Consider the following 23,278-nt stretch of genomic DNA (forward strand, 5'->3'; position numbering starts at 1 on the left):
TGGGTAAGGCGGGGGTGTTGGTTCTAACTTGGAAGTGGCGTTTGCGTCCAGTCGACTTATCGTCTTGAGGTCGCAGGATCCCAACCGGCGACGGCGGCGTCGGGAGCGAGAACGAAGATTTCGACGCGTCGGTTTTGCTGGCGTCCGCGTCCATCAGAGTTGGCGGCGACTGGCTGGTACATACTATAACCGGCAGAACCGAGGCGAGTGTCGTTGATGCCGAGTTTGGTCAGCTGGAGAACAACAGAGTTCGCCCGGTTGGTCGACAAGTGCCAGTTGGTCGGGTGCTTGGCGCGAGTCGGGCCTCTGTTGATCGGCTGGTCATCGGTGTGTCCGACGACGAGGATGTTGAGGCGACGGGCTTCGTTGTCGTTCATGATGTTTGAGAACTCACGCAGAAGCTGAGCGGAGTCTTGTCGAAGAACGTCGCTGCCCGAGTCGAACAGGATGGTTTCATCGAAACGACTGACGCCGGTTTTCGGATCGAACTCGAAGCCTGGGAATCGTCGGGCCAGTTCCTCAAGCCGTCGTGAGGCGTCGTTGGAAAGAGGATTGCCGTTCTGGCCAGTACTCGCGAGGAGATCGCGGTATTTGCCGTGGACGTTTTCGCGCTCCGCCATGAGGTTGTCAACACGCTGATTGGCGAGATTGAGGCGGTTCGCCATATCGGCATTGGCCTGCTCGAGCTGCTGACGATCCATCGCCATTTGATTGGCGAGCTGTTGAGCTTCGTTGAGTTGACCGGCCAGCATCTGTCCCTGCTCATGCAGGCGAGCGGCGTTGATCTGGCTCATGCGATATTGGCTTTTAGGCACTCCACAGCAGCATCCGCTCAAGCCCACAAGGATGGCCAAAGCTAACAGCGACTTCGAAGGTGTGCGTTGAAAAAGCATGACTGACTCCTGCGACGGACGTGAGTCGTGACCTGCGTGAAAACGCAAAGCCAGACTGTCGACGCAAATTGAGAAGGGAAGTGAATGGTGAGAAGGAATTCTCGGGAAGGGCGACCCAGGAACTGAGTCGTTTGGGAAGGGAGGTACGCCAGATCGACAGAGATGTCTTTGGCGAACCGAAGTGATGTGAACTTGAGGAAAGTTTTGTGAGAGGCAGAGTTTTTATCAGAATATTTTCTTGATCTCCAGATGGTTTGAAGACGATCTGCAAAGATTACAAGCTGGAGGGTGATTTTGATTGAAGTTTCGGGTGAGAGAGTGCGCGAGATTCGTTTCGCGAGACAGAGGATGAGGATTGAACCATGGATGGACACAGATGGACACGGATCAGAGATGACACGAATGGAATCAATCCACTTTGCATTTGTTGGCACGCATGTTATTCAATCACTAGACGAGCACAAAACCGCATGCGATTGGATAAGCTATTCAAAAAAGGATTCGACGATGCCAGGTGAGTGGGATTTTGCGGACGCAAAGAGGAGGTTGAGCGAAGTTCTCACTCGCGCGGAGAATGAACCGCAATTTATCAATCTCCGCAATAGTCAGTATGTCGTTCTCAATGGAGATGAGTATCGTCGTCTGACGGGGAAGATGCCGAGCTTGAAACAACTAATCCTTGACGGCCCAGATCTGAGCGGAATCGATCTGAGTCGTTGTGATAGCTAATTGGATCGCTTATGACGTCACCAGCTTTAACGACTTACTTTGGCTGTTCGCTTCTGTGCGACGAAGTGCCGTGCGCAAAGTGCCTTGAGTGGAAGAAGCAGCTGGAAGCAGAGGCGACAGTAGAGGCTCGTTTTCGTGTTCGTGAAAAGGATGTCACGCTGGAGAATGCCGTGGCGGAAGTTCGGAAGTTGCTTCACGATGCTCAGCGACCGGTCATCTTTGCCGATGGGCATTTGGCATCCGCTCAGGGGCATCTGCTGGTGGATCTGGCAGCCCGGGAGCATGCCATCCTGACGACACAATGCACCTCCGCAGACGCGGAATTGACGGGGGCGATGGCAAGACGCGGCGCATCGACATGCACGCTGGGGGAGGTTTCGCAACGGGCAGATGTGGTGGTGTTTTGGAATGTGGGGAGTGAAGCGATCGAGCAGATTGGACAGCGGCTGGGGACGCGGAAGAGAACGGTGTTCTCGGTTGGAACACCAGGAATCAAAGACCTCGCTCAACAGACATTGGTCACACCAGACATCAACTGTCGGAAAGCAGACGACCTTCTCACTTCGATACAGTTGCTGTTGAATGGAAAAAAGAAAGACGCTTCCCCCGATGTCCTGTTACTTGTCGACGTACTGCTCGCGGCGGATTATCCGGTGATTTTCGTGGGAGACGATGATCCCTCCTGGCAGACTCCGTCAGCGATGAGGCAGCTGGTGGATGTGCATCTCATGTTGCGAGAAAAGAATCGTGCGTTTCTGCTGGCTATGCCGCATCAGGCCGTCGCGCTGACGGTCGGCAACGTTTTGTTGAGTCGGACTGGTTATGGAGATGCCGTCGACTTTGCTTCGGTGGGAAAGCAGATGACGAGTGACCTATCTGTAGAGGCGTTGTTGAAAGAGGGGGACGTTGACTTATTGATTCTCATTTCCGACCGAGATAACGAGCGACTAAATGACCTTGTTTCCCAATCCGGTCGAACGCTGAAGATCGTCCGTCTCTCGCCAGAGATGGGCGGAGTCGCCGAGGTTGTCATTGGAACGAGTCGCGCGGATGTCGCCAGTTATGTCCTGCGTTTTGATGGCGTTCCCGTTCCTGTCCGAAATGCGGAGAATTCCACGGTTTCTCCCCGTCTGACAGAAATCCTGACGAACTTACTGACATGACGACTGTCATCCTTCCCGTTTGCCGGTGGAGGGATTACTAATAAGAGACTGTCTGAACATGCCGACGGAGACTTTTGCCTGTGGGTAAATTGCATATGGATGGTTGCCCCAGCGAAGCGCTGCCACCTTCTCCCCTCAAGGGAGAAGGAACGAAGAGACCGCTCCCTTCAAGGGAGAAGGGACATTTGAAGAACGAAAGCCCATACGATGCACCCCTGGATTGCTGACCGGATGTCGTTGATTGATGCCTCGGGGATTCGCAAGGTGTTTGACCTCGCGGCGAAGATGAAGGACCCGGTCAATCTGAGTATCGGACAGCCTCACTTCGATACGCCCGAGCCGGTGAAAGCCGCTCTTAAGAAAGCGATCGATGATGGCAAAAACGCCTACAGCCAGACGCAGGGGATCCTGCCGCTGGTCGAGCGGTTGCAGGAAGAGGTCGACCGCACGTATGGACATCAGAATCGGAAAGTGTTCGTGACATCGGGAACGAGCGGAGCGCTCAACCTGGCGTTGCTGGCGTTGATCAATCCCGGGGACGAAGTCATTGTCTTCGATCCGTGGTTCGTCATGTACAAGCATCTCACGAACCTGGCGGGCGGGAAAGTTGTTCCGATCAATTCTTACCCCGACTTCCAGATGGATATCTCGAAGGTCGAAGCCGCGATCACGCCCAAGACGAAGCTGATCATTGCCAACAGCCCGTCTAATCCGACGGGAACGGTTGCCTCTGCAGAGAATATGAAAGCGATCGCTCAACTTGCCAAAGACAAGAACATCGCCCTCATCAGCGACGAAATTTACCGCCTCTACTGCTACGACCAGGAATTCACCAGCCCTGCATTCTTCAACGATCAAACGATCGTCATCGACGGCTTGAGCAAGTCTCACTCGATGACAGGGCTCCGCCTTGGCTTTTGCCACGGGCCAAGTGAAGTCATGGAGCAGATGATCAAGCTGCAGCAGTTTACCTACGTCTGTGCCCCGCAGCCGACGCAATGGGCGGCACTCACGGCCCTCGATATGGATCTCTCCTCTGTTGTCGAAGACTACAAACGCAAGCGGGACTACATGCTGGACAACCTGAAGGGTTATGACATTCAGGGAGCCGACGGCGCGTTTTACATGTTCATCAAGGCCCCCTGGGGAACCGCGACCGAGTTCGTGAAAAAGGCGATTGAGAACAACCTGCTCATCATCCCGGGGAATGTCTTCTCTGATCAGGACACGCACTTCCGGCTGTCGTACGCGTCGGATGATCGCAACCTCGAGCGCGGGGTCGAGATCCTCAATAAGATCCGGTAATTAAACTTGGGACGACCCGGACGTCTCGGGACATTCCGTGAAATTGAAGCAATTGCGTATTTTTGCGCGATTCGGAGGGGTTCTGAAGCAGGCGACTGCCGAGTTCGTCAAATTCGCACTTCATTTGGCTAAATCGGTTTGTTAGGATCACGCCTGTCCTAGTAGCTCACCACTTGATTGATCCTATCTAAGTATGGCCACCCACCTCAAAATTTTTCGTACTGAGACCGTCGAAGACCACCTCGTTCTGATTCCTCAGAGCGAAGGGGCGAGCTTCCGTTACGCGGACTTGCAGATGGAAGGCAACTACGTCCGCACGATGGCGGCGGATAAGAAGTACCGCGGGCTGATCATCGACCTGTCGAACATGAATTACTTCGGGTCTGAGTTCATTGGCGCACTGATCACGATTGCCAGAGAGAAGAAAAACCGCGGCGGTAAAGCGGTTGTTTGTGGAGCTGCTCCGCAGATGCTCGAAGTGCTACAGAACATGAGCCTGTTCAAAATCTGGCCCTATTACCCGACGCGGGAAGATGCCGTCTCCGCGTTGAATGCTCCGAGTTCATAATGGGAGCGGATTCTGGGGTCAGCAAACGATCCTGACCCCAGCCACCCGGCGATGAACTTTCTCTGACGTCGAACCGGCGTTCTTACTTGCTTAAGAATTGCTGGTAGGTTTCCGCAACTTTGGCTTCTTCGGCGCTGCCGCTGTGGATGTAGATGCCGTAGCGGAGTTTGAGTGGAGTTTTCTTGCTGAGAATGACGGGTTGCTCAGGCTCTTTGGCGTTCGAGTAGGAAGACGGGCCAAAGGGACTGATGGAAAACAGGCCGTAGTTGCGGACGTGGTAGAGGCCTTCGCGGAAGTTGGCGGGATCATCGAAGAGGGCGACTCCAATCCGCTGACCGTTGCGTTCGCCCGTGTAATCGACCCAAGATGAGGATTTCCCCCAAGCACCTTTTTCGCCTTTGAGCCCATCGGCGTTGATGATGAGTCCGCCGACATCGCCGCGGAGATCGTCGTCCATACGGATGCCGAGGAAGCCTTCCTTGGTATCGCCGATCATGACTTTGTCTTCGACGGGAGTCAGCGTGACTTCGACAATCCAGAGGCCGTTGGCGTGAAGGGTGTAGCGAGTTGATTCGAGAAGGACGGGCTGCTTCTGGTCGTCCTGCCATTCATTGGAGGCAGTGAAGCTGACGGAATCGCCGGTGGCTTTCTCGATGGCGATGTCTTTGTTGACTGTCGGATGCTTTTCCATCCAGTGGTCGAGTTCTATGACTTTCTCGACGCCGATCCAGATGCCGCGGTGGTGTTTGTGATCGTAGCTTTTCGGGTACTTACCATCCGCATCAGGTTCCTGGATCGGGCGGACAAAAGAGACATCCGTGCCGGGAATATTGACGGGGAAGAAGTAGGGCTTGGGAGCTTTGTCGCTGTAGTAATAGTTGGTGACGAGTTTGCCGTCGTTGGTGATGATGAGTTTGCCATCGGCTTTTTCGATATGAAGTCCGTCAGCGGCAAGAGCGGTAGAAACCAGGGAAAGCTGGATGCAGAGGAGGAGGGCGAGTGATCCCAGGCGGGTCGTTAGCATGGTAAGAATCCTTTTGATCTTTTTCCGAACAGGACGCGTTATTCGAGATTGAGGGCCTTTAGCCTCGCAATTTGGGTGATCAGATCCCAAAATTGGACAATCAGGTGTTCCTCAATACAATAGTGCCTGATCGCTTCGACGGATAAAAGTCTCGACATCTACGATTGAGAGATTTGGCGTCGAATCACAATCATCATGTGTTCCAAGGACGTGCACCATGCTCGCTGCAGACGGTTTATTGAGTAATCCAACCTTTACCATCATCCTGATTGCCCTCGGGATGCTGGCCGTTGTGATTGCCATCGTATTTCTGTTTCTCCTGGGGAAATATTTTCAGTTGTGGCTGCGGGCGACCGTGACGCATGCCCGTATCAATCCGATCACATTGGTGCTGATGTCACTGAGAAAAGTGAATCCTCACGTGATCGTTGATACGAAGATCATGGCCGTGCAGGCAGGTCTGGAGTCAATTTCTACGAATGCGTTGGCTGCGCATTATCTGGCGGGTGGGAATGTACGCCGCGTTGTGCAGGCATTGATTGCTGCTCACCGGGCGAAAATCGAACTCGACTGGCAGACAGCCTCTGCGATCGATCTGGCTGGTCGTGATGTACTCGAAGCGGTGAAGACTTCGGTCGATCCGAAAGTCATTGACTGTCCAGACACTCGTAAGAATGCACGTAACACCCTGGATGGCGTCGCCAAGGACGGAATTCAGTTGAAGGCTCGAGCCCGCGTCACAGTGCGGACAAACCTGTCCCAGCTCGTCGGCGGTGCGACCGAAGACACGATCATTGCCCGAGTCGGGGAAGGGATCGTCTCAGCGATCGGTTCCTGTGCGTCGCATAAAGACGTGCTCTCTAATCCGATGCTGATCGCGAAGGCAGTCATGGGCAAAGGCTTGGACTCGCAGACTTCCTATGAGATCGTCTCGATCGACATCGCGGATATTGACGTCGGCGACAACGTCGGAGCTCGCTTGCAGGCGGATCAAGCTGAAGCGGATGTCCGGGTCGCGCGGGCGAAAGCCGAGGAGCGTCGGGCACGAGCAGTCGCGTCTGAACAGGAGATGAAGGCATTGACGCAGGAAAATCGGGCGCTCGTGGTCCTCGCAGAAGCAGAAATTCCTAAATCGATGGCGGAAGCGTTTCGCTCGGGGAGCCTACGCATCAATCCCGCCACATGAGTTATCGGGGGAGTTTGACGTTTGGAGGGGAACCAGATCCCTTTCCGACACGGCTCTGCTCGATGTAAGCCATGATTTTCATGGAAGATACTTGACCAACTCACCTAGCCCCTCTAACCTTGAGTCGGTGGTCTGCTTGCTGAGGCAGGTAACACTGAGGATTATCGCGGTCAACCACTTGTAACAAGATTGACTGCCGCCCCCTGATCTTCAAAGTTCAGCGACCGCAAATTCGATCTAAGGAAAGATCGATCTTGAGTGGTCGGTAAACCTCACTTTTCTGTTTTGCTCATTGGCAAGAGTTACGGATAATGCTGCCAATGACAGAGTTGCTGTTTCTGCGAATGCAGATGGTCTGAATGACCTGAGCATTTTTTGAAAATGGCATCTGTCTTTGAGACTTTACAGTCGTCGCATGGACGCTGTTAACCCGGAGTTTCTCATGGCACATTCTATGACACTAGAACTTAATCCTGACCAACAGGAAATCCTATTACGCGGTCTTCGCTATGTCAAAAACGCCATTGCTTTGGAAGTTTTTGATCCGACGGAAGATCTCGTGACGCAACGAAATCAACAAATCCGCGAAGTGGCTCAACTGAGCCAACTGATCAGCGGACAGGAAAAGGCTCATCAGGCCTCTCAAAAAGCCTGATAACGCCCCGCCCTGGATAGCGAACAGCCTGTCGTGTCTTGATGATTCGACAGGCTTTTTTCATTTGTCTGTCGACCTTGTCCTGAACAACAGATGCGCTCCCTCATGGTCGCGGGTTCGGCGGGAATTCGAAACGTCTGATTATGCAGTTCCAACACGTTTGCCTCGAAGCCGCGGTCGCAATTCTTCCACCGCATGTTGTTTCATCGAGTGATATCGAAACACAACTGGCTCCTGTTTATGAAAGATTGCGTCTGCCAGCAGGCCGACTGGAATTGATGACCGGAATTCAAGAGCGCCGCTTCTACGCTCCCGGGACAAAACCAGGCCAGATCAGCTCGAAGACGGCAAAACTCGCAGTCGAAACAGCGGGACTCCCCATCGAGGCTTACGGGGCTCTCATTCACGGTTCTGTCTGTCGCGATCAGATGGAACCTGCGACAGCCAATATTGTTCACCTGAATGCTGGCCTTTCCTCCAACTGCATGCTGTTCGATGTGAGCAACGCCTGTTTGGGATTGCTGAATGGTATGACCTTGTTGGCCAGCATGATCGAACTGGGCCAGATTCAGGCAGGGATCATCGTCGGGACGGAAGTCGGACGTCCACTCGTCGAAAGCACGATTCAGTCTCTTATCGCGGATGAAGCGTTAACAAGGCAATCCATCAAATACGACATTGCCTCGCTAACAATTGGATCGGGCTCCGCAGCGTTTGTCTTGTGTCATGAGAAGATCAGTCGTCATAAGACGAAGCTGGTTGGTGCAATTTCCACCTGCGATACCGCCTCCCATTCCCTTTGTGCCGGTGGTCATGATCAGGCAGCCCCCTCGGCTGGTCTGCGGATGTCGACCGACTCGGAAGCCCTGCTGCATGCCGGGGTCAACCTCGCGAAGTCGCAGTGGCCGACGTTTCTGGATCATCTTCACTGGGAAGCAGAGAAGGTTGATAAGGTCATCACGCATCAGGTCGGCAAGGCACACCGCAAGCTGCTGTTGCAATCGCTCGATGTTCCGGAGTCGAAAGACTATCCCGTCGTCGAATATATGGGAAACACGGGTGCTGTCGCCCTCCCCACCGCCCTGGTACTCGCTCTGGAAAATGGCCATGTCACATCGGGCGAAAAAATTGCCTTGCTGGGTATCGGTTCCGGGCTCAACTGCATGATGGCCGGGCTGACGTATCAGGGGGTGAATGTGAAGTCGCAGGTTCTGGGGTAAGAACACATTACGACAAAAGCGAAGCTTGATTCGTTCAAGTTCAATCCGAGTCGAACATTAAGTCGTCATTAAATGGCGATTAAAGAATGCATCGCAAAGACGACAATTGGCAGCAACGATGATGTCCATGACTTCAAACGAGCGTTTCCTCTTGGCCGATTCCTTGGCATAACCCCTTTTGCCCCGACCTCCCACACACACCGTTTGCCTGACATATCTGCTAAATCGCACATCACTCATTTGACTGGCTGCGCACCGCTTGTTTTCGGGGCTTAAAACTCGAATCGCGCTGGACTCGGTCGAAAAATTGTCCGAACTTGAGAGTAGGCAATCCTGCGCTCACTCACTTGGTCAGTGCTCACAAAGAAAGAATCCGTTGTCAGCTGTCACGCCAATGACCTGGATGGGGACGTTTCGGACGTTCATCCTGATGACCATCGTCCTGATGACGACAGTCAGTGGTTCGGTCGCGTATGGACAAGCGGAACAACCGGTTTTATTGCCACCGCTGACAGAGGCCGACAGTCAGGTCGCGACGTTACAGCCCACGCTGCCGCCGATTGGCGAGCCCCAGACGCTTTCCTCGCCGCTGTCTAATGAGATTGTCGTTCCGGACGGGTTTTGGATCGTCAGTTCGCGTCGGCTGTGTCAGGAACGCGTGCAGAACAATTCGACGGCCTGGATGGATTACTTTCACTGGGCGCCCGGTTGTCAGATGATCTCATCGAATCAGGCGTCGTTTCAAAACTGGTTACAACCTGGGATCCCGATTTGCGTGTACGTCCACGGCAGCTTCGTGACCTGGGAAACGGTACTCGAAGATTCCTGCGATACGTATCGCTGGATCAAGAAGAGTGCTTGCGGTCGTCCGGTTCAGGTCGTCTTCTTTACCTGGCCGTCAGATGAAGCCATCACGGGCATTCCCTTTTTAGATGCCAAACCCTTGGGTGAACGAGCGGGTTTCAACGGGCTGTACCTTCATAACATGCTCGAATCTTTGCCCTATGAGTCTCCACTGTCCATCATTGGACACAGCCACGGAGCTCGTGTCGTCGTTTCTTCGATGCACCTGCGTGGTGGTGGTGAAGTCGACGGCTACCGCGTTCGGACGATGGGGCAGCGACGAATTCGTGTCGTGCTGGCGGCTGCGGCGATTGACCACGATTGGCTATGCCAGGGGCATCGTTATGAGTGTGCCCTCAATCCGATCGAATGTATGCTGAATTTGAGAAACCAGCACGATGCGGCGCTCGCGGTTTACCCGTGGATTCGTCCCTTCTCCAGACGTGCAGCAGGCAAAGCAGGATTCACCAGGCTTGATGTGCGCAATATCGGTCCACAAGCCGTTAAGATCTCCGAGATTGATGTGACGGGTTCCCTGAGACTGCGTCACGTGTGGCCGTATTACCTTGCGGATGATCGTCTGGGACGTGCAGTGAGCGGGTACTTGTATTTTGCAGGTGGGTGACGAGAGTTACTCAAGAGAGCGAACCGGGCTTGTTTTGCCCTCACCGTTGCTTTGCGTAGACGTGGGTTTGCTGGCGCGATTCCCTCATCCGGCCTTCGGCCACCTTCTCCCGGGGGGAGAAGGCAGCTATCGAGCGAACTCTTCATCGGCCCGTAGTGCGGAACGTGAATTCGATGATCATGCCCCGGGATTGATCAACATCGTCAGCAGGGAAGTGGGGATGTCCCTGCAAGGGGCGATGCAGCTGGCTTGAGTGGAGCGAGCTGCCCATCCCAGGCAGCGAACACATGATGGAGTTGCCGGAAAAGTCGGTAGCGGCAACAATGAACTCGACAGACTGATTTTTAACCAGCCTGGAAGAGATAACTTCACGGTCCGAAAAGCGGACCCTACGGGAATGCAAGGAAGTCAACAACACCATGTCGACGGCGAATACTTCAAACTACACCGGCGCTGATATCGAAGTCCTCGAAGGTCTGGAGGCGGTTCGACGTCGTCCTTCGATGTACATCGGCGGAGTCGATGTCCGCGGGTTGCACCACCTGATCTGGGAAATTGTCGATAACTCCGTCGATGAATACCTTGCAGGGCATGCCAACGAGATCAAGATCACGCTGCACAAAGACAACAGCTCGATCACGGTCGTCGACAACGGACGTGGCATCCCTGTCGATCCGCACCCGAAGCTGAAAAAGTCGGCCCTCGAAGTCATCCTGACGACCCTCCACGCCGGCGGGAAATTCTCAGACAAAAACTACCTGCGTTCCGGCGGTCTTCACGGCGTCGGTTCTTCAGTCGTCAATGCCCTTTCCGAAGAGATGGTCGCGACCGTTCAGCGCGATGGCAATGAATACCAGCAACGCTACAAGCGGGGTAAACCGACGACCCCTGTCAAAACCGTCCGCCCATTTCGTGGACACGGCACCGCGATCTTCTTTCGTCCCGATGAAGAGATCTTCCGACGCACGGCGTTCAATTCAGACACGATCAAGCAACACCTCGAAGATATCTCGTTCGTTCATGGTGGTTTGAAGATCACATTCTTCGATGAAGCCAAGAAAGAAACGATCGAGTTCCACCATCCGGACGGAATCATCGCCTATCTCGACAAACTGACGACCGACGAAAAGAAGACCGCGACTCACGAGCAGATCTTCTCCATCGTCAAAGAAGATGGCCCGATCAAAGTCGAAGCCGCCTTCCGCTGGACCGATGCGACTGATGAGAACGTCCGCAGCTATGTGAACGGGATTCGTACTCATGGTGGCGGTACGCACCTCAACGGCTTGCGATCCGGGGTCGCGAAAGCCGTCAAGAATTACATGGACATCCACGACATCAAGCAGAAGAACCTCGTCATCACGGCGGAGGATATTCGCGAAGGTCTACTGGGTGTGCTGTCTGCGTTTCATAATGACCCGATGTTCCAGGGGCAGACCAAAGAGAAGCTGAACAACCCCGAAATGGCCTCCATGGTGGAATCAGCCATTCGTCCTGCCCTCGAAACGTGGCTCAACAACAACTCGAAAATCGCGGATGCGATTGTTGGCCGAATCATGATGGCGGCTCGGGCTCGTCTGGCCTCGCGCGAAGCCCAGGCGGAAGTTCGACGCAAGACGCCCGGTACTCGTAAGACGAATCTTCCGGGAAAGCTCATTGATTGCCGATCTGGAAATCCTGAAGAATCAGAGTTATTTATCGTCGAAGGGCAGTCAGCCGGTGGAACAGCCGTGATGGGCCGCGATAGCGATCGTCAGGCCGTCTTGCCGCTGAGAGGAAAGATCCTGAATACGGAGTCATTGCAAACATCGAAGGCACTCGGCAGCCAGGAAATCAAAGACCTTGTCGAAACGCTCGGCACTGGTGTTGGTAACAGCTTCGATATCACGCGACTTCGCTACCACAAGATCATTCTTCTCATGGATGCTGATAGTGATGGTTATCACATCAGTACGCTGCTGTTGACCTTCTTCTTCCGACACATGCCGGAGTTGATCCGACAGTCGAAAGTCTTCCTGGCACAACCGCCGCTGTTTCGGATCGCTGTTGGTTCGCAGAGTCACTACGCCCAAGACGACCTGCACAAAGAAGAGATCCTCGCCAGCCTGCCAGCCAATCGGAAGTACGAGATCAGCCGGTTCAAAGGTCTGGGAGAGATGAACGCTGCCCAGCTGAAAGAAACCACGCTGGATCGTTCCACGCGTACCCTGCTCAAAGTCGAAATCGAAAGCCTGATCGAAGCCGAGAAAACCTTCTACCAGCTTCTTGGCAAAGACCCAGCCGAGCGCTACAAGATCATCATGGATGAAGCCAGCCTGGTGGATGACGTGGACGTTTAGGTGAACAACAAGTATTGGGGAGTTGGAACGCAGAGAGAACAGAGTGAAGCAGAGATCGCAGAGTTCTGAGCAAGAGAACTTTTGGCTCTCATTTCCCTTTGCGTCATCGCGACTTTGCGTTGAATCTGGACTTCTTCTCCGCGCCCTCTGCGTTCCAACCTTCTTTCTTCGGTTGATTCAAAGTCGTTCATGCGAAATACTTTGAGCATGCACACGACGATGAAGACTGCTGATGACTCTGTTTCACGCGAGTGGCTTTGTTCGCGAGAAGATCTTCGAGACATTCAGAACTTGAAGCTGAAGGCGCTGCTGGCTCAGATCGTTCCTGCCAATCGATTCTGGACATCTCGATTTCAACAAGCGGGAATCGACCCGGCCCAAGTCAGATCAATCAACGATCTGGCCTCGCTGCCACTAATCACCAAGCAGGAGATCGTCGGCGACTTCAACGCCCATCCTCCCTATGGCAGTAACCTCACTTACCCGACAACCAGTTACGCCCGCTTCCATCAGACGTCCGGGACGACCGGCCGACCTCTTGTCTGGATGGACACGCATGCCAGCTGGTCCTGGTTCATGGACTGCTGGAAGCTGATCTACCATGCGGTCGAAATCACCTGTGATGACCGCTTCTGCTTCCCGTTCTCCTTTGGCCCTTTCATTGGCTTCTGGGCTGCGTTCGAAGGAGCGACGCAAAACGGCAACCTGACAATCCCCGCGGGCGGCCTCTCAACGACGGCTCGGATTCGTTTGATTCTCGACCAGCAATGCACCGTCATCTGCTGCACGCCGACGTATGCACTGCGCATGGTTGAAGTCGCTGCACAGGAAGGGATCGACATCAGGTCCTCGCATGTCCGCGCAATCATCGTCGCAGGGGAACCGGGCGGAAACATTCCCGCGACGAGAGAGAAAATTGAATCCGCCTGGGGGGCTCGCGTTTATGATCACTGGGGCATGACCGAAATCGGTTCGCTCGGCATTGAACCTCACGGCGATCCCGGCAATCTTTACATCCTCGAAACCCAGGCGATCCCCGAGGTCATCGATCCCGCCACGGGGCAGTTTGTCGAACCAGGCCAGGTTGGCGAACTCGTCATCACCAACCTGGGACGATGGGGCAATCCACTGATCCGTTACCGCACTGGGGATTTAGTTCGCCCGTCGACATCACCTTCCCCCTGTGGGTGCAGCTTTCTGCGTCTTGAAGGGGGTGTGCTCGGGCGAGTCGACGACATGGTCACGATCCGCGGCAACAACGTCTATCCTTCGAGCATCGAAGCGGTCCTGCGTGAGTTTCCCGAAATCGTCGAGTACCGTATGACCGTCAGCACACAACGCAGCATGAAGCAGATGCTCATCGAAGTCGAATTGCAGCCGACGTTTGAGAACCTGGGTGAAGTCAATTTCATGAAGCGTCTCCATGCCACGATCAAAGACCGCCTCAACTTCCAGCCGGATCTAAAACGAGTCGCAGCAGGCGAATTGCCACGTTTTGAGCTCAAGGGTCGACGTCTGGTGAGACTCGACTAGATGAAACCGGTAATGACGTTTCTGAAGTACCTCTGGCCCGCCCCGTACACGCTTCTCGGGTTGTTGATCGGGTCAGTCGGCGTGCTCAGCGGCGGTAAGATGAGGCTTCGTTATGGTGTCTTTGAATGCTGGGGTGGGTTTACGACGTTTCTGGTCGCCTGCTTGCCGCCTGGTTTTGGGGATGTTCTGGCGGCGACGATCGGACATGTTGTCATCGGTCAATCGGAAGCTGCGATTGATTTTACGCGTGAGCATGAGCGCGTGCATGTGCGTCAGTTTGAACGCTGGGGAGTGATCTTTCTGCCGGTCTATCTGGCAGCCTCTCTGGTCGCTTGGTGGCAGGGAAAACGCCCTTACCGCGACAACGTCTTCGAAGTCGAGGCTTACGCCGTGAAGAAAAATGTCAGTCAGATTCCAGAATAATTTTTGAATTGCGGTGAACTTTGTGAACGAGTTCTTCGTCTTACAGGACGAATGCTCAATCTCTTTACGAAACAAAACCTTGGAGTTCCAGGTGAGTCGTCAACTTTCAACATCCCAGGCAGATTGCAATCTGCCTCAATACAATCTCGAACAACACTGCTTGTGACCCCGCGAGCCCTTTGAATCAACGAAGAGCCCGGTGTCACTCGGATGACGCCGGGCTCTTTTTGTGCGCGGCGTCTGATACTGATGAATCATTCACAACATCGCGGGGTAGTTGCTGCTGGCAGTGACACCGGGCTCTGAACCCGGAGGCGCCGGTTCGATTCCGGCTCCCGCTATCAACACGGATCACCTTTCCCGGCTCGGTAGGCAATTGGCAGACCACCTTGACTCAGAATCAAGGCTGCTGTGGGTTCGAGTCCCACCTGAGCCACTCAACAGCATTATGCACAACAGGAGAGAACTTATGACTTGGCAAGTGTTTTTCATCGAAGGCCCCGGCGGACGCATTCAGTCTGCGACCCTGGTTCGCGGTCAACCAGAACAGCGTGCCCCGCAAAACCACATCCGCCAGCATGCAGCCAGCCAACGACAGATTCCGCATCTCGCAACGGAAGCATTCGTCTTTCAAAAGCGAGACTGCGATGAACGCCACTGCATGCCAGCTCTATGCGGCTGCGGTGGCTTGACGTGACCAGTCACCGAAAATGGTGCCACTTCAAGCCATACCGCCGTTGGCGCGAATCGTCTGCCCATTGATCCATGTTGCATTGGGACTGAGCAGAAACGAAACGACGTTCGCGATATCATCCGGCTCACCCAAACGGTTAAACGGATTTAGGCTCGCCAGCTGCTTCACCAGTTCTTCTGACTTACCCTCGAAAAAGAGCTCCGTCGCAACTGGTCCTGGCGCGACGGCATTGACGGTGATGTTTCGCCCTTTCAATTCTTTGGCCAGGATCTGCGTATAGACCTCGACAGCCGCTTTCGTCGCACAATAGGTCGCGTAGGCTGGTAATTTTAAGTGCAGCGCGCTGGTCGAAAAGTTGATGATTCGACCGCCATCCGACAATCGCTTGGCCGCTTCTTTGAGCGTCAGAAATGTCCCTTTGACATTGATATCAAACATTCGGTCATAGTCTGCTTCGCTCGTCTCGACGACATTCTTCATCGCCAGTACGCCCGCGTTATTGACCAGCCCATCGACGCTGCCGAACGCCTTCTCGGTCTCATCAAACAGCTTCGCCACATCAGCAGCTTTCGAGACATCCCCCTGCACCCCGATCGCCCGACCCCCATTCTTGACAATCTCAGCCACCACTTCCTCCGCAGGCCCTTTGCCGGAGGCATAGTTCACCGTCACGGCATACCCTTCGCCGCCGAGCTTAACCGCAATCGCCCGCCCAATACCACGAGAGGAACCGGTGATGATGACGGAACGTTGTGAACTTGGCATGTTGATACCTGCTCAGAGAGGGGGAAACGAATTTCCAATAATTATTGTTGAGACAAGCACCTCGACAATATGGTGATGAGAAGGTTCAGGATAGTGCCTGTATCTCTTCTCACGTTTTCTAGAGAGATGTGATTATCCAATCATGAGAAATCACGTCGAATACACGTCGTGTTCAGATTTTTTGAAGCCCGTAGATTGAGAGAAGCAGAAAAACGTAAGGATAAATTAAAATGAAGTTGAGGCAGCCGAAGATGAAGACTGCAGCCAGCGAGACTATGTCTCGGAAGTAGATGGCTTTACAGAGCGTGACCAAGCTGAGCAAGAGATAGGTCACACTGGCAAGAGAGAACGCAAAGCCTGCAAATCTTGAATGAACAAAGGTCGCGAGAATAATGATAGCCCATAAAATGAGTGTGCCGCGTCCGAGGTCTTTTAGGCCGGACGAGAGTAATTTCTCTCCTGCTTGCAGGGAATCATTTGATTGTCCCATTCGCTTATGCCAATTTTTGAGAGTCACAGATCAGCAGCATGCAATTGGTGTCAAGAAATATAACGATGTCTAGGCAGCCTATTTTAGTCGAGTGCTAATCTGAGCGGTGTGCTATTGAGTTTATTATCAATTCTGAATTACTGCAGTTCAAACTCTAAAAAAAACGCCGTCCCCAAAGAGACGGCGTTTTTCATGATCGAGTGATTCACAGACAAAAGCCTGTGTCACGTTCTTAGTAACGATAATGCTCAGGCTTGTACGGACCGTTCATTTCGACGCCGATGTATTTGGCCTGGGCGTCGGTCAGTTGGGTCAGTTTGACGCCGAGTTTTTCCAGGTGCAGGCGGGCGACTTCTTCGTCGAGGTGTTTTGGCAGGACGTAGACGCCGATTTCGTAGCTTTCATGGTTTTGCCACAGTTCGAGCTGTGCCAGGACCTGATTCGTGAAGCTGTTGGACATCACGAATGATGGGTGACCGGTTGCACAACCGAGGTTGACCAGGCGGCCTTCAGCCAGGACCAGGATCGCCTTGCCGTCTGGGTAGACGTACTTGTGAACTGGACCGCCGACATCGGAGTCTTTCTTGATCGTAATCTTCTTGATGTCTTTGCGGTTGTTGAGGTAAGCGATCTGGATTTCGCTGTCGAAGTGACCGATGTTGCAGACGATGACGTCGTTCTTCATCTTGTCGAGGTGTTCGCTGCGGATGACGTCGATGTTACCGGTCGTCGTGACGAAGATGTCGGCTGTTGAAGCGACATCATCAACGGTCGTGACCTGATAACCTTCCATCGCGGCTTGCAGGGCACAGATCGGGTCGATCTCGGTGACGATGACGCGAGCACCCAGGCCACGCATTGCATCGGCACAGCCTTTACCGACGTCGCCGAAACCGCAGACAACAACGACCTTACCGGCGATCATGATGTCTGTTGCACGCTTGATGCCATCGGCCAGTGATTCGCGGCAGCCGTAGAGGTTGTCGAACTTGCTCTTGGTGACTGAGTCGTTGACGTTGATGGCTGGCACGCCGAGCTTGCCTTCTTTGAACATTGTGACGAGGCGGTGAACGCCGGTCGTTGTTTCTTCGGACAGGCCTTTGATGCCTTTGAGCAGTTCTGGGTATTTTTCGTGAACCATGATGGTCAGGTCGCCACCATCGTCGAGGATCATGTTGAGAGGCTCGCCGTCATCGAAGAAGAGTGTCTGCTCGATACACCAGTCGAATTCTTCGTTGGTCTCGCCCTTCCAGGCGAAAACAGGGATGCCAGCAGCAGCGATCGCAGCAGCGGCTTCGTCTTGAGTTGAGAAAATGTTACAGCTCGACCAGCGGACCTTGGCGCCCAGGTCGATCAGAGTTTCGATCAGAACAGCGGTCTGGACAGTCATGTGAAGACACCCGGCGATACGGGCACCCGCCAGCGGCTTATCTGCTTTGTGCTTGTTGCGGATCGACATCAAACCTGGCATTTCATTTTCAGCCAGTTCGATCTGCTTGCGGCCGAATTCGGCCAGGTTCATGTTCGCGACTTTGTACGGAAGAATTTCGACAGGTGCGGATGCAGACGACATCAGTGATCAGTCCTTGAAAGAAAGGGAAGCGGGGTCGTGTGAATGTGCGAACGCCAAACAGATAATTTTTTGTCTGGGCAGTTGGACGTAAAGTCGATCACGACTTCGATATGCGACGGTCCGCAAGGTAAAGTCATAGTGAAAATCAGGCCGAACTTCAATCGAAATTCACTCTGAAACTGAACAGACAACAACAGTCATCTGATCGCTTCACTGGCGATCCAGAAGCACTTATCCGCAAACTCGTACGAATTTTCACTGGCCCTGTTTAAAAAATTTCCATTTTGCGGTCTGGCCGTCTACGGACGGACAGAGCCAAGTCGATTTGCCGACGAGGTCTGATGGAACGTAGAATCCATAGTGTGAACATGTTACACTTCGCCGCTGATCGTCGTTCACGATGTTGATGATCGTGTCGCCGACGAAGGCTGGTTGCTGTCATTTCACACAACACCATCCTTACTCTGCCCCACTCCCGTTTTATCGGGAGGCCAGTTTCTCAGGTCAAATATGTCGCTCAAATCGATACTGAAATCTCACCCATTCAACATCTCCATCGAAATCTTCCCGCCTAAGAACGCTGACGGGGATGTCAGTCTCTTTGAGACCCTCAGCCAGTTGGCTCCCTATAAGCCCGGCTTTATCTCTTGTACCTACGGCGCCGGCGGCAGTACGCAGGCCCGGACGCTTGAACTGTGCCAACGCATTCAGGACGAATACAACACTCCCGTCATGGCTCACCTGACCTGTGTCGGCTCGACACGACAGGACCTGATCGACTGGATCACCAAGGCTCGTGCGGCTGGTGTTAACAACATCATGGCCCTTCGCGGCGACGCACCGAAAGGTTCGGAGTCGTTTCAGAAGGTTGAAAACGGCCTGGGCAATGCCAATGAACTGGTTGCCATGATCCGCGAGCATTTCTCAGACATGGGAATCGGCGTTGCCGCCTATCCGGAAAAACACCCCGAAGCGACCTGTGCTGACACCGACCTCAAATACCTCAAGCAGAAGATTGATGCCGGTGCCGATGCAGCATTCACGCAGCTGTTCTTCAGCAATGAATCGTTTCTCCGTTTCCGCGATCGCTGCGAGCAGGTTGGGATCACGATTCCGATTGTTCCGGGAATCATGCCCATCACGGAATTCGCCCGTATCAAACGCATCACTGCGATGTGCGGTTCGGTGATTCCGATCGAACTGGCTTCGAAGCTCGAAGCCGTCCAGGATGATCTCCAGGGACAGTTCGAAGTCGGCGTCACTTATGCCATCGACCAATGCCGCGAGTTGATGGAGGCAGGGGTGCCAGGAATTCACTTCTATGCACTCAACAAGTCGCATGCCTGCGAGCGAATTCTGGGCGAACTTGGCATCGCCCCGGTTGTCTGAAATTGTATTGCTGATCGACTTTGCAGGACGTTGAATCGTCCTGCTATTTCATTTGCCCCCGGTATTTCACTGGGGGCTTGATTTTTAGAGACCACGACAAGATGCAAAACGTTTCGACCTCTCCCGTTCTTGGTCAGCTGCAACAGATTCTCGACGAACGGATTCTCCTGCTCGATGGTTCCATGGGCTCATTGATCATGAGCTATAAGCCCACGGAAGAAGACTACCGCGCTCAGCGTTTCAAATCGCATCCCGTCGACCTCAAAAATAACGTCGACGTGCTGAACCTGACTCAGCCCGAGATGATCGCGAAGATCCACCGCACGTACCTGGAAGCCGGCTCCGACATCATCGAGACGAACACGTTCAATGGCAACGTGTTGACGATGGAAGAATTCCAGCTCGCCGACCTGACGTACGAAGTCAATAAGACCGCGATCGAGATCGCCAAGCGCGAAACCGAAGCCATGACCAAGCGTACTCCCGGCAAGCCACGCTTCGTCGCGGGGAGCATCGGGCCGACGAAGGTCCTGCTGTCGATGAACGCTGACCATCCCGGTATTCGTCCCGTCAGTTTCGAGCAGATGGTTGCCTCGTACGCCGAACAAATCCGTGGCATGATGGATGGTGGTGTCGATATTCTGCTCCCCGAGACGAGCTTTGACACGCTCAATATGAAGTCGTGTCTGTTCGCGATCCGTCAGGTCTTCGAAGAGAAGGGACGCAGTGTCCCAGTCATGGTTTCGGGGACAATCTTCGATACGGGCCGCTCTCTGACAGCCCAAACAGTCGAAGCGTTTTATACTTCGGTCTCCCACTTCCCCCTCTTCAGCATCGGCCTGAACTGTGCCCTCGGTCCCAAGCAGATGAGGCCGTTCGTCGAGTCGATGTCGGGACTCGTCGACTGTTACCTCAGCTGCTATCCCAACGCCGGGATGCCCGACGGGATGGGCGGGTTCGATTCGAATCCAACCGAATTTTCCCAGGTCATCCGCGAATACGCTGAGAATGGGTGGGTCAACATCGTCGGTGGCTGCTGCGGCACAACTCCCGAATACATCCGCAAGATCGCTGAAGCGGTCGAAGGGATGCCTTCCCGCAAGAAGGTCAGCAAACCTCATTACTCGAACTACTCGGGTCTCGAGCGTCTGGAGATCCGTCCCGAGTCCAACTTCATCATGATCGGCGAGCGGACCAACGTCACCGGTTCGCGCAAGTTTGCCCGACTGATCCGTGAGGAGAAGTACGACGAAGCCCTCAGCATTGCTCGTGAGCAGATCGAAGGGGGCGCCAACGTCATCGACGTCAACATGGACGAGGGTCTACTCGACTCCGTCGCGTGCATGCAGAAGTTCCTCAACCTGCTCTCCGACGATGGTGACATCTCCGTCCCCATCATGGTCGACAGCTCGAAGTTCGAAGTCATCGAGGCGGGCCTGAAATGCGTCCAGGGAAAGGCGATCGTCAACTCGATCTCCCTCAAAGAAGGGGAAGAGAAGTTCCTCCAGCAGGCCGACACAATTCGTCGCTACGGTGCCGCTGTCGTCGTGATGGCCTTCGATGAACATGGTCAGGCCGCCGAAGCCGATCACAAAGTCGCGATCTGTAAACGCAGCTACGACCTGCTGACTCAGAAGGCGGGCTTCCCTCCCGAAGACATCATCTTCGACTGCAACATTCTGACCGTCGCGACAGGGATGGAAGAACACAACAATTACGCCGTCGAGTTTTTCAACGCGGTTCGTGAGATCAAGAAAGTCTGCCCGGGTGCCAAGACCTCGGGCGGAGTCAGTAACGTCTCGTTCTCCTTCCGAGGTAACGATGTCGTCCGTGAAGCCATGAACGCAGCCTTCCTGTATCACGCGATTCAGGCGGGCCTCGATATGGGGATCGTCAACTCCAGTCAGCTGGAAGTCTATGACGAGATCGACAAAGAGCTGCTCAGCCACATCGAAGACGTCCTTCTCAACCGACGCGAAGACGCGACCGAACGGATGATCGAATACGCTGAGAAGGTCAAATCGAAGGGCAAAGAAAAAGATGCCGTTTCGGAACAGGCCTGGCGTCAGGGGACCGTTCAGGAACGCCTTCAGCATGCCCTGCTCAAAGGCATTACCGACTACATTGATCCTGATACCGAAGAAGCTCGTCAGCTTTATCCGCGCCCTCTCGACGTCATCCAGGGCCCGCTCATGGACGGCATGAACGTCGTTGGCGAGCTGTTCGGCCAGGGGAAGATGTTCCTGCCGCAGGTCGTCAAGAGTGCCCGCGTAATGAAGAAGTCGGTCGCCTACCTGATGCCTTTCATGGAAGCAGAAAAAGCAGCTGGGGACACCTCAACCTCGCGTGGAAAATTTCTGATCGCGACTGTCAAAGGGGATGTCCACGATATCGGCAAGAACATCGTTGCGGTCGTGCTCCGCTGCAACAACTTCGAAGTCCTCGACCTCGGCGTCATGGTGCCCGCGGATAAGATCCTCGACACCGCCGTCGCGGAAGGGGTCGACATCATTGGCCTCTCTGGTCTGATCACCCCTTCGCTGGAGGAGATGATGTTCGTCGCCAAGGAGATGAAGCGTCGCGGGATGACGATCCCGCTGCTCATCGGCGGTGCGACGACCTCTTCGCGTCACACGGCGGTGAAGATCGCGCCCCACTATGATCAGGCGGTCGTTCACGTCGTCGATGCTTCCCTCTCTGTGCCTGTGGTCGAGAAACTCCTCGATAAGGACAAGAAAGACGCGTACATCGCGCAATACAAGATCGCCCAGGAAAAGGAACGCGAACAATTCGCCGCCCGTCAGCAGAAAACGCTCGTCTCCTATGCGGATGCGCTGGAAAAACGCTTCGCGACTGACTGGTCGACTGTGGAACTTCCGACTCCCGAATTCGTCGGGCTTCGCTCGTTCCAGAACTTCCCGTTGACCGAACTGCGAGACTACATCGACTGGTCTCCGTTCTTTTCGACCTGGGAACTTCGAGGCAAGTACCCGAAAATCTTTGAAGACGAATACGTCGGCGAAGAAGCCAAGAAACTCTTCGCAGATGCCAACCGCATGCTCGATCAGGTCATCGAGAACAACTGGCTGACCGCCCGTGGCGTCTGTGGCTTCTGGCCCGCCAACTCCATCGGCGACACAATTTATGTTTACTCAGCCGAGACAAAAGCCGACACGCCTCACGACCAGCGAAAAGTGATCTGTAAATTCCCGATGCTCCGTCAGCAATGGGAACGCAAAGGTCAGAAGGACTACCGCAGCCTGGCTGACTATATCGCGCCGGTCGACTCCGGTCGCCTCGATCATATCGGTGCCTTCGCCGTCACGACAGGGCAGGGGATCGACGAGCATCTCGTACGCTTTGAAAAAGAACATGACGACTACCAGTCCATCATGCTCAAAGCGATCGCGGACCGTCTCGCGGAAGCGTTCGCCGAGTGTATGCACGACAAGGCCCGTAAGTACTGGCAGTATGGCAAGTCAGAGACATTCTCGAACGAAGAGCTCATCGACGAGTCTTACCGCGGCATCCGCCCTGCCTTCGGCTACCCCGCCTGCCCGGACCACGTCCCCAAAGGACGCCTCTTCGAACTTCTCGATGCGACCACGCATACCGGCATCACGCTCACCGAGAGCTACGCCATGTGGCCCGCATCTTCGGTCTCCGGTCTGTACTTCGCCCACCCTGAAGCCCGTTATTTCTCGGTCGATCGAGTCACCAAAGATCAGGTCGAAAGCTACGCCCAGGCCATGGAGATGGACCTTGAAACCTGCGAACGCTGGCTGGCCCCGAATCTCAGTTACGATTCGTGATTACTTGCCAACGTCAGCCGTAAGCAGAGCAATCTGGCCTTGTGTTCTT

At 54.2% G+C, this 23,278-nt stretch carries 18 protein-coding genes and 2 tRNA genes; 15 read left to right on the forward strand and 5 right to left on the reverse strand.

The features are described 5' to 3' along the window. Positions 1–56 precede the first annotated feature (56 nt). Positions 57–893, reverse strand: a complete 837-nt coding sequence (locus SH248x_RS02425) for an OmpA/MotB family protein (protein WP_459556930.1) — start codon at positions 891–893, stop codon at positions 57–59. A 740-nt stretch (positions 894–1,633) separates the two neighbouring features. Here SH248x_RS02425 and SH248x_RS02430 point away from each other — a divergent pair. The 3 genes from SH248x_RS02430 (at position 1,634) to SH248x_RS02440 (ending at position 4,658) form a co-directional block, all read left to right on the forward strand. Beyond that, complete coding sequence (locus SH248x_RS02430; protein ID WP_459556931.1) at positions 1,634–2,785, forward strand: molybdopterin-binding domain-containing protein; 1,152 nt, start codon at positions 1,634–1,636, stop codon at positions 2,783–2,785. Positions 2,786–2,992: 207 nt separating this feature from the next. Continuing rightward, positions 2,993–4,090, forward strand: coding sequence for a pyridoxal phosphate-dependent aminotransferase (locus SH248x_RS02435; RefSeq protein ID WP_459556932.1), 1,098 nt, complete (start codon positions 2,993–2,995; stop codon positions 4,088–4,090). A gap of 193 nt (positions 4,091–4,283) precedes the next feature. Beyond that, on the forward strand, positions 4,284–4,658 hold the full coding sequence (locus SH248x_RS02440; protein WP_459556933.1) for an STAS domain-containing protein: 375 nt from the start codon (positions 4,284–4,286) through the stop codon (positions 4,656–4,658). Between the two features lie 82 nt (positions 4,659–4,740). Here the strand turns inward: SH248x_RS02440 and SH248x_RS02445 are convergent, their stop codons facing one another. Continuing rightward, positions 4,741–5,682: a DUF6807 domain-containing protein gene (locus SH248x_RS02445; protein WP_459556934.1), complete on the reverse strand. Its 942-nt coding sequence runs from the start codon at positions 5,680–5,682 to the stop codon at positions 4,741–4,743. 217 nt (positions 5,683–5,899) lie between these two features. Here SH248x_RS02445 and floA point away from each other — a divergent pair, with 217 nt between their 5' ends. From floA to SH248x_RS02495, 10 genes are all read left to right on the forward strand, one after another. After that, positions 5,900–6,868 (forward strand): flotillin-like FloA family protein, encoded by a 969-nt coding sequence (gene floA / locus SH248x_RS02450; RefSeq protein ID WP_459556935.1) that lies wholly within the window; start codon positions 5,900–5,902, stop codon positions 6,866–6,868. 415 nt (positions 6,869–7,283) lie between these two features. After that, entirely contained in the window at positions 7,284–7,523 is a 240-nt protein-coding gene (locus tag SH248x_RS02455) for a hypothetical protein (protein ID WP_459556936.1), read from the forward strand. A 143-nt stretch (positions 7,524–7,666) separates the two neighbouring features. Next, on the forward strand, positions 7,667–8,743 hold the full coding sequence (locus SH248x_RS02460) for a 3-oxoacyl-ACP synthase III (RefSeq protein ID WP_459556937.1): 1,077 nt from the start codon (positions 7,667–7,669) through the stop codon (positions 8,741–8,743). A gap of 376 nt (positions 8,744–9,119) precedes the next feature. After that, positions 9,120–10,211: a hypothetical protein gene (locus SH248x_RS02465; RefSeq protein WP_459556938.1), complete on the forward strand. Its 1,092-nt coding sequence runs from the start codon at positions 9,120–9,122 to the stop codon at positions 10,209–10,211. A gap of 419 nt (positions 10,212–10,630) precedes the next feature. Beyond that, entirely contained in the window at positions 10,631–12,550 is a 1,920-nt protein-coding gene (locus SH248x_RS02470) for a DNA gyrase/topoisomerase IV subunit B (protein WP_459556939.1), read from the forward strand. Between the two features lie 189 nt (positions 12,551–12,739). Continuing rightward, complete coding sequence (locus SH248x_RS02475; protein ID WP_459556940.1) at positions 12,740–14,083, forward strand: phenylacetate--CoA ligase family protein; 1,344 nt, start codon at positions 12,740–12,742, stop codon at positions 14,081–14,083. A 12-nt stretch (positions 14,084–14,095) separates the two neighbouring features. Beyond that, entirely contained in the window at positions 14,096–14,506 is a 411-nt protein-coding gene (locus SH248x_RS02480) for a hypothetical protein (RefSeq protein ID WP_459556941.1), read from the forward strand. A 267-nt stretch (positions 14,507–14,773) separates the two neighbouring features. Beyond that, positions 14,774–14,847 (forward strand) — tRNA-Gln (locus tag SH248x_RS02485). 21 nt (positions 14,848–14,868) lie between these two features. After that, a tRNA-Leu gene (locus SH248x_RS02490) sits at positions 14,869–14,942 on the forward strand. Between the two features lie 33 nt (positions 14,943–14,975). Further along, positions 14,976–15,203, forward strand: coding sequence for a hypothetical protein (locus tag SH248x_RS02495; RefSeq protein ID WP_459556942.1), 228 nt, complete (start codon positions 14,976–14,978; stop codon positions 15,201–15,203). 24 nt (positions 15,204–15,227) lie between these two features. Here the strand turns inward: SH248x_RS02495 and SH248x_RS02500 are convergent, their stop codons facing one another. The 3 genes from SH248x_RS02500 to ahcY form a co-directional block, all read right to left on the reverse strand. Then, on the reverse strand, positions 15,228–15,965 hold the full coding sequence (locus tag SH248x_RS02500) for an SDR family oxidoreductase (protein WP_459556943.1): 738 nt from the start codon (positions 15,963–15,965) through the stop codon (positions 15,228–15,230). A gap of 172 nt (positions 15,966–16,137) precedes the next feature. Then, complete coding sequence (locus SH248x_RS02505; protein ID WP_459556944.1) at positions 16,138–16,455, reverse strand: hypothetical protein; 318 nt, start codon at positions 16,453–16,455, stop codon at positions 16,138–16,140. Positions 16,456–16,687: 232 nt separating this feature from the next. After that, positions 16,688–18,028: an adenosylhomocysteinase gene (ahcY, locus tag SH248x_RS02510; RefSeq protein WP_459556945.1), complete on the reverse strand. Its 1,341-nt coding sequence runs from the start codon at positions 18,026–18,028 to the stop codon at positions 16,688–16,690. 510 nt (positions 18,029–18,538) lie between these two features. Here ahcY and metF point away from each other — a divergent pair. Then, positions 18,539–19,417, forward strand: a complete 879-nt coding sequence (metF, locus tag SH248x_RS02515; RefSeq protein ID WP_459556946.1) for a methylenetetrahydrofolate reductase — start codon at positions 18,539–18,541, stop codon at positions 19,415–19,417. A gap of 101 nt (positions 19,418–19,518) precedes the next feature. Further along, entirely contained in the window at positions 19,519–23,229 is a 3,711-nt protein-coding gene (gene metH, locus SH248x_RS02520) for a methionine synthase (RefSeq protein ID WP_459556947.1), read from the forward strand. The last annotated feature ends 49 nt before the right edge of the window (positions 23,230–23,278 follow it).

The organism is Lacunimicrobium album (assembly GCF_052161635.1).
GTDB lineage: Bacteria > Planctomycetota > Planctomycetia > Planctomycetales > Planctomycetaceae > SXPC01.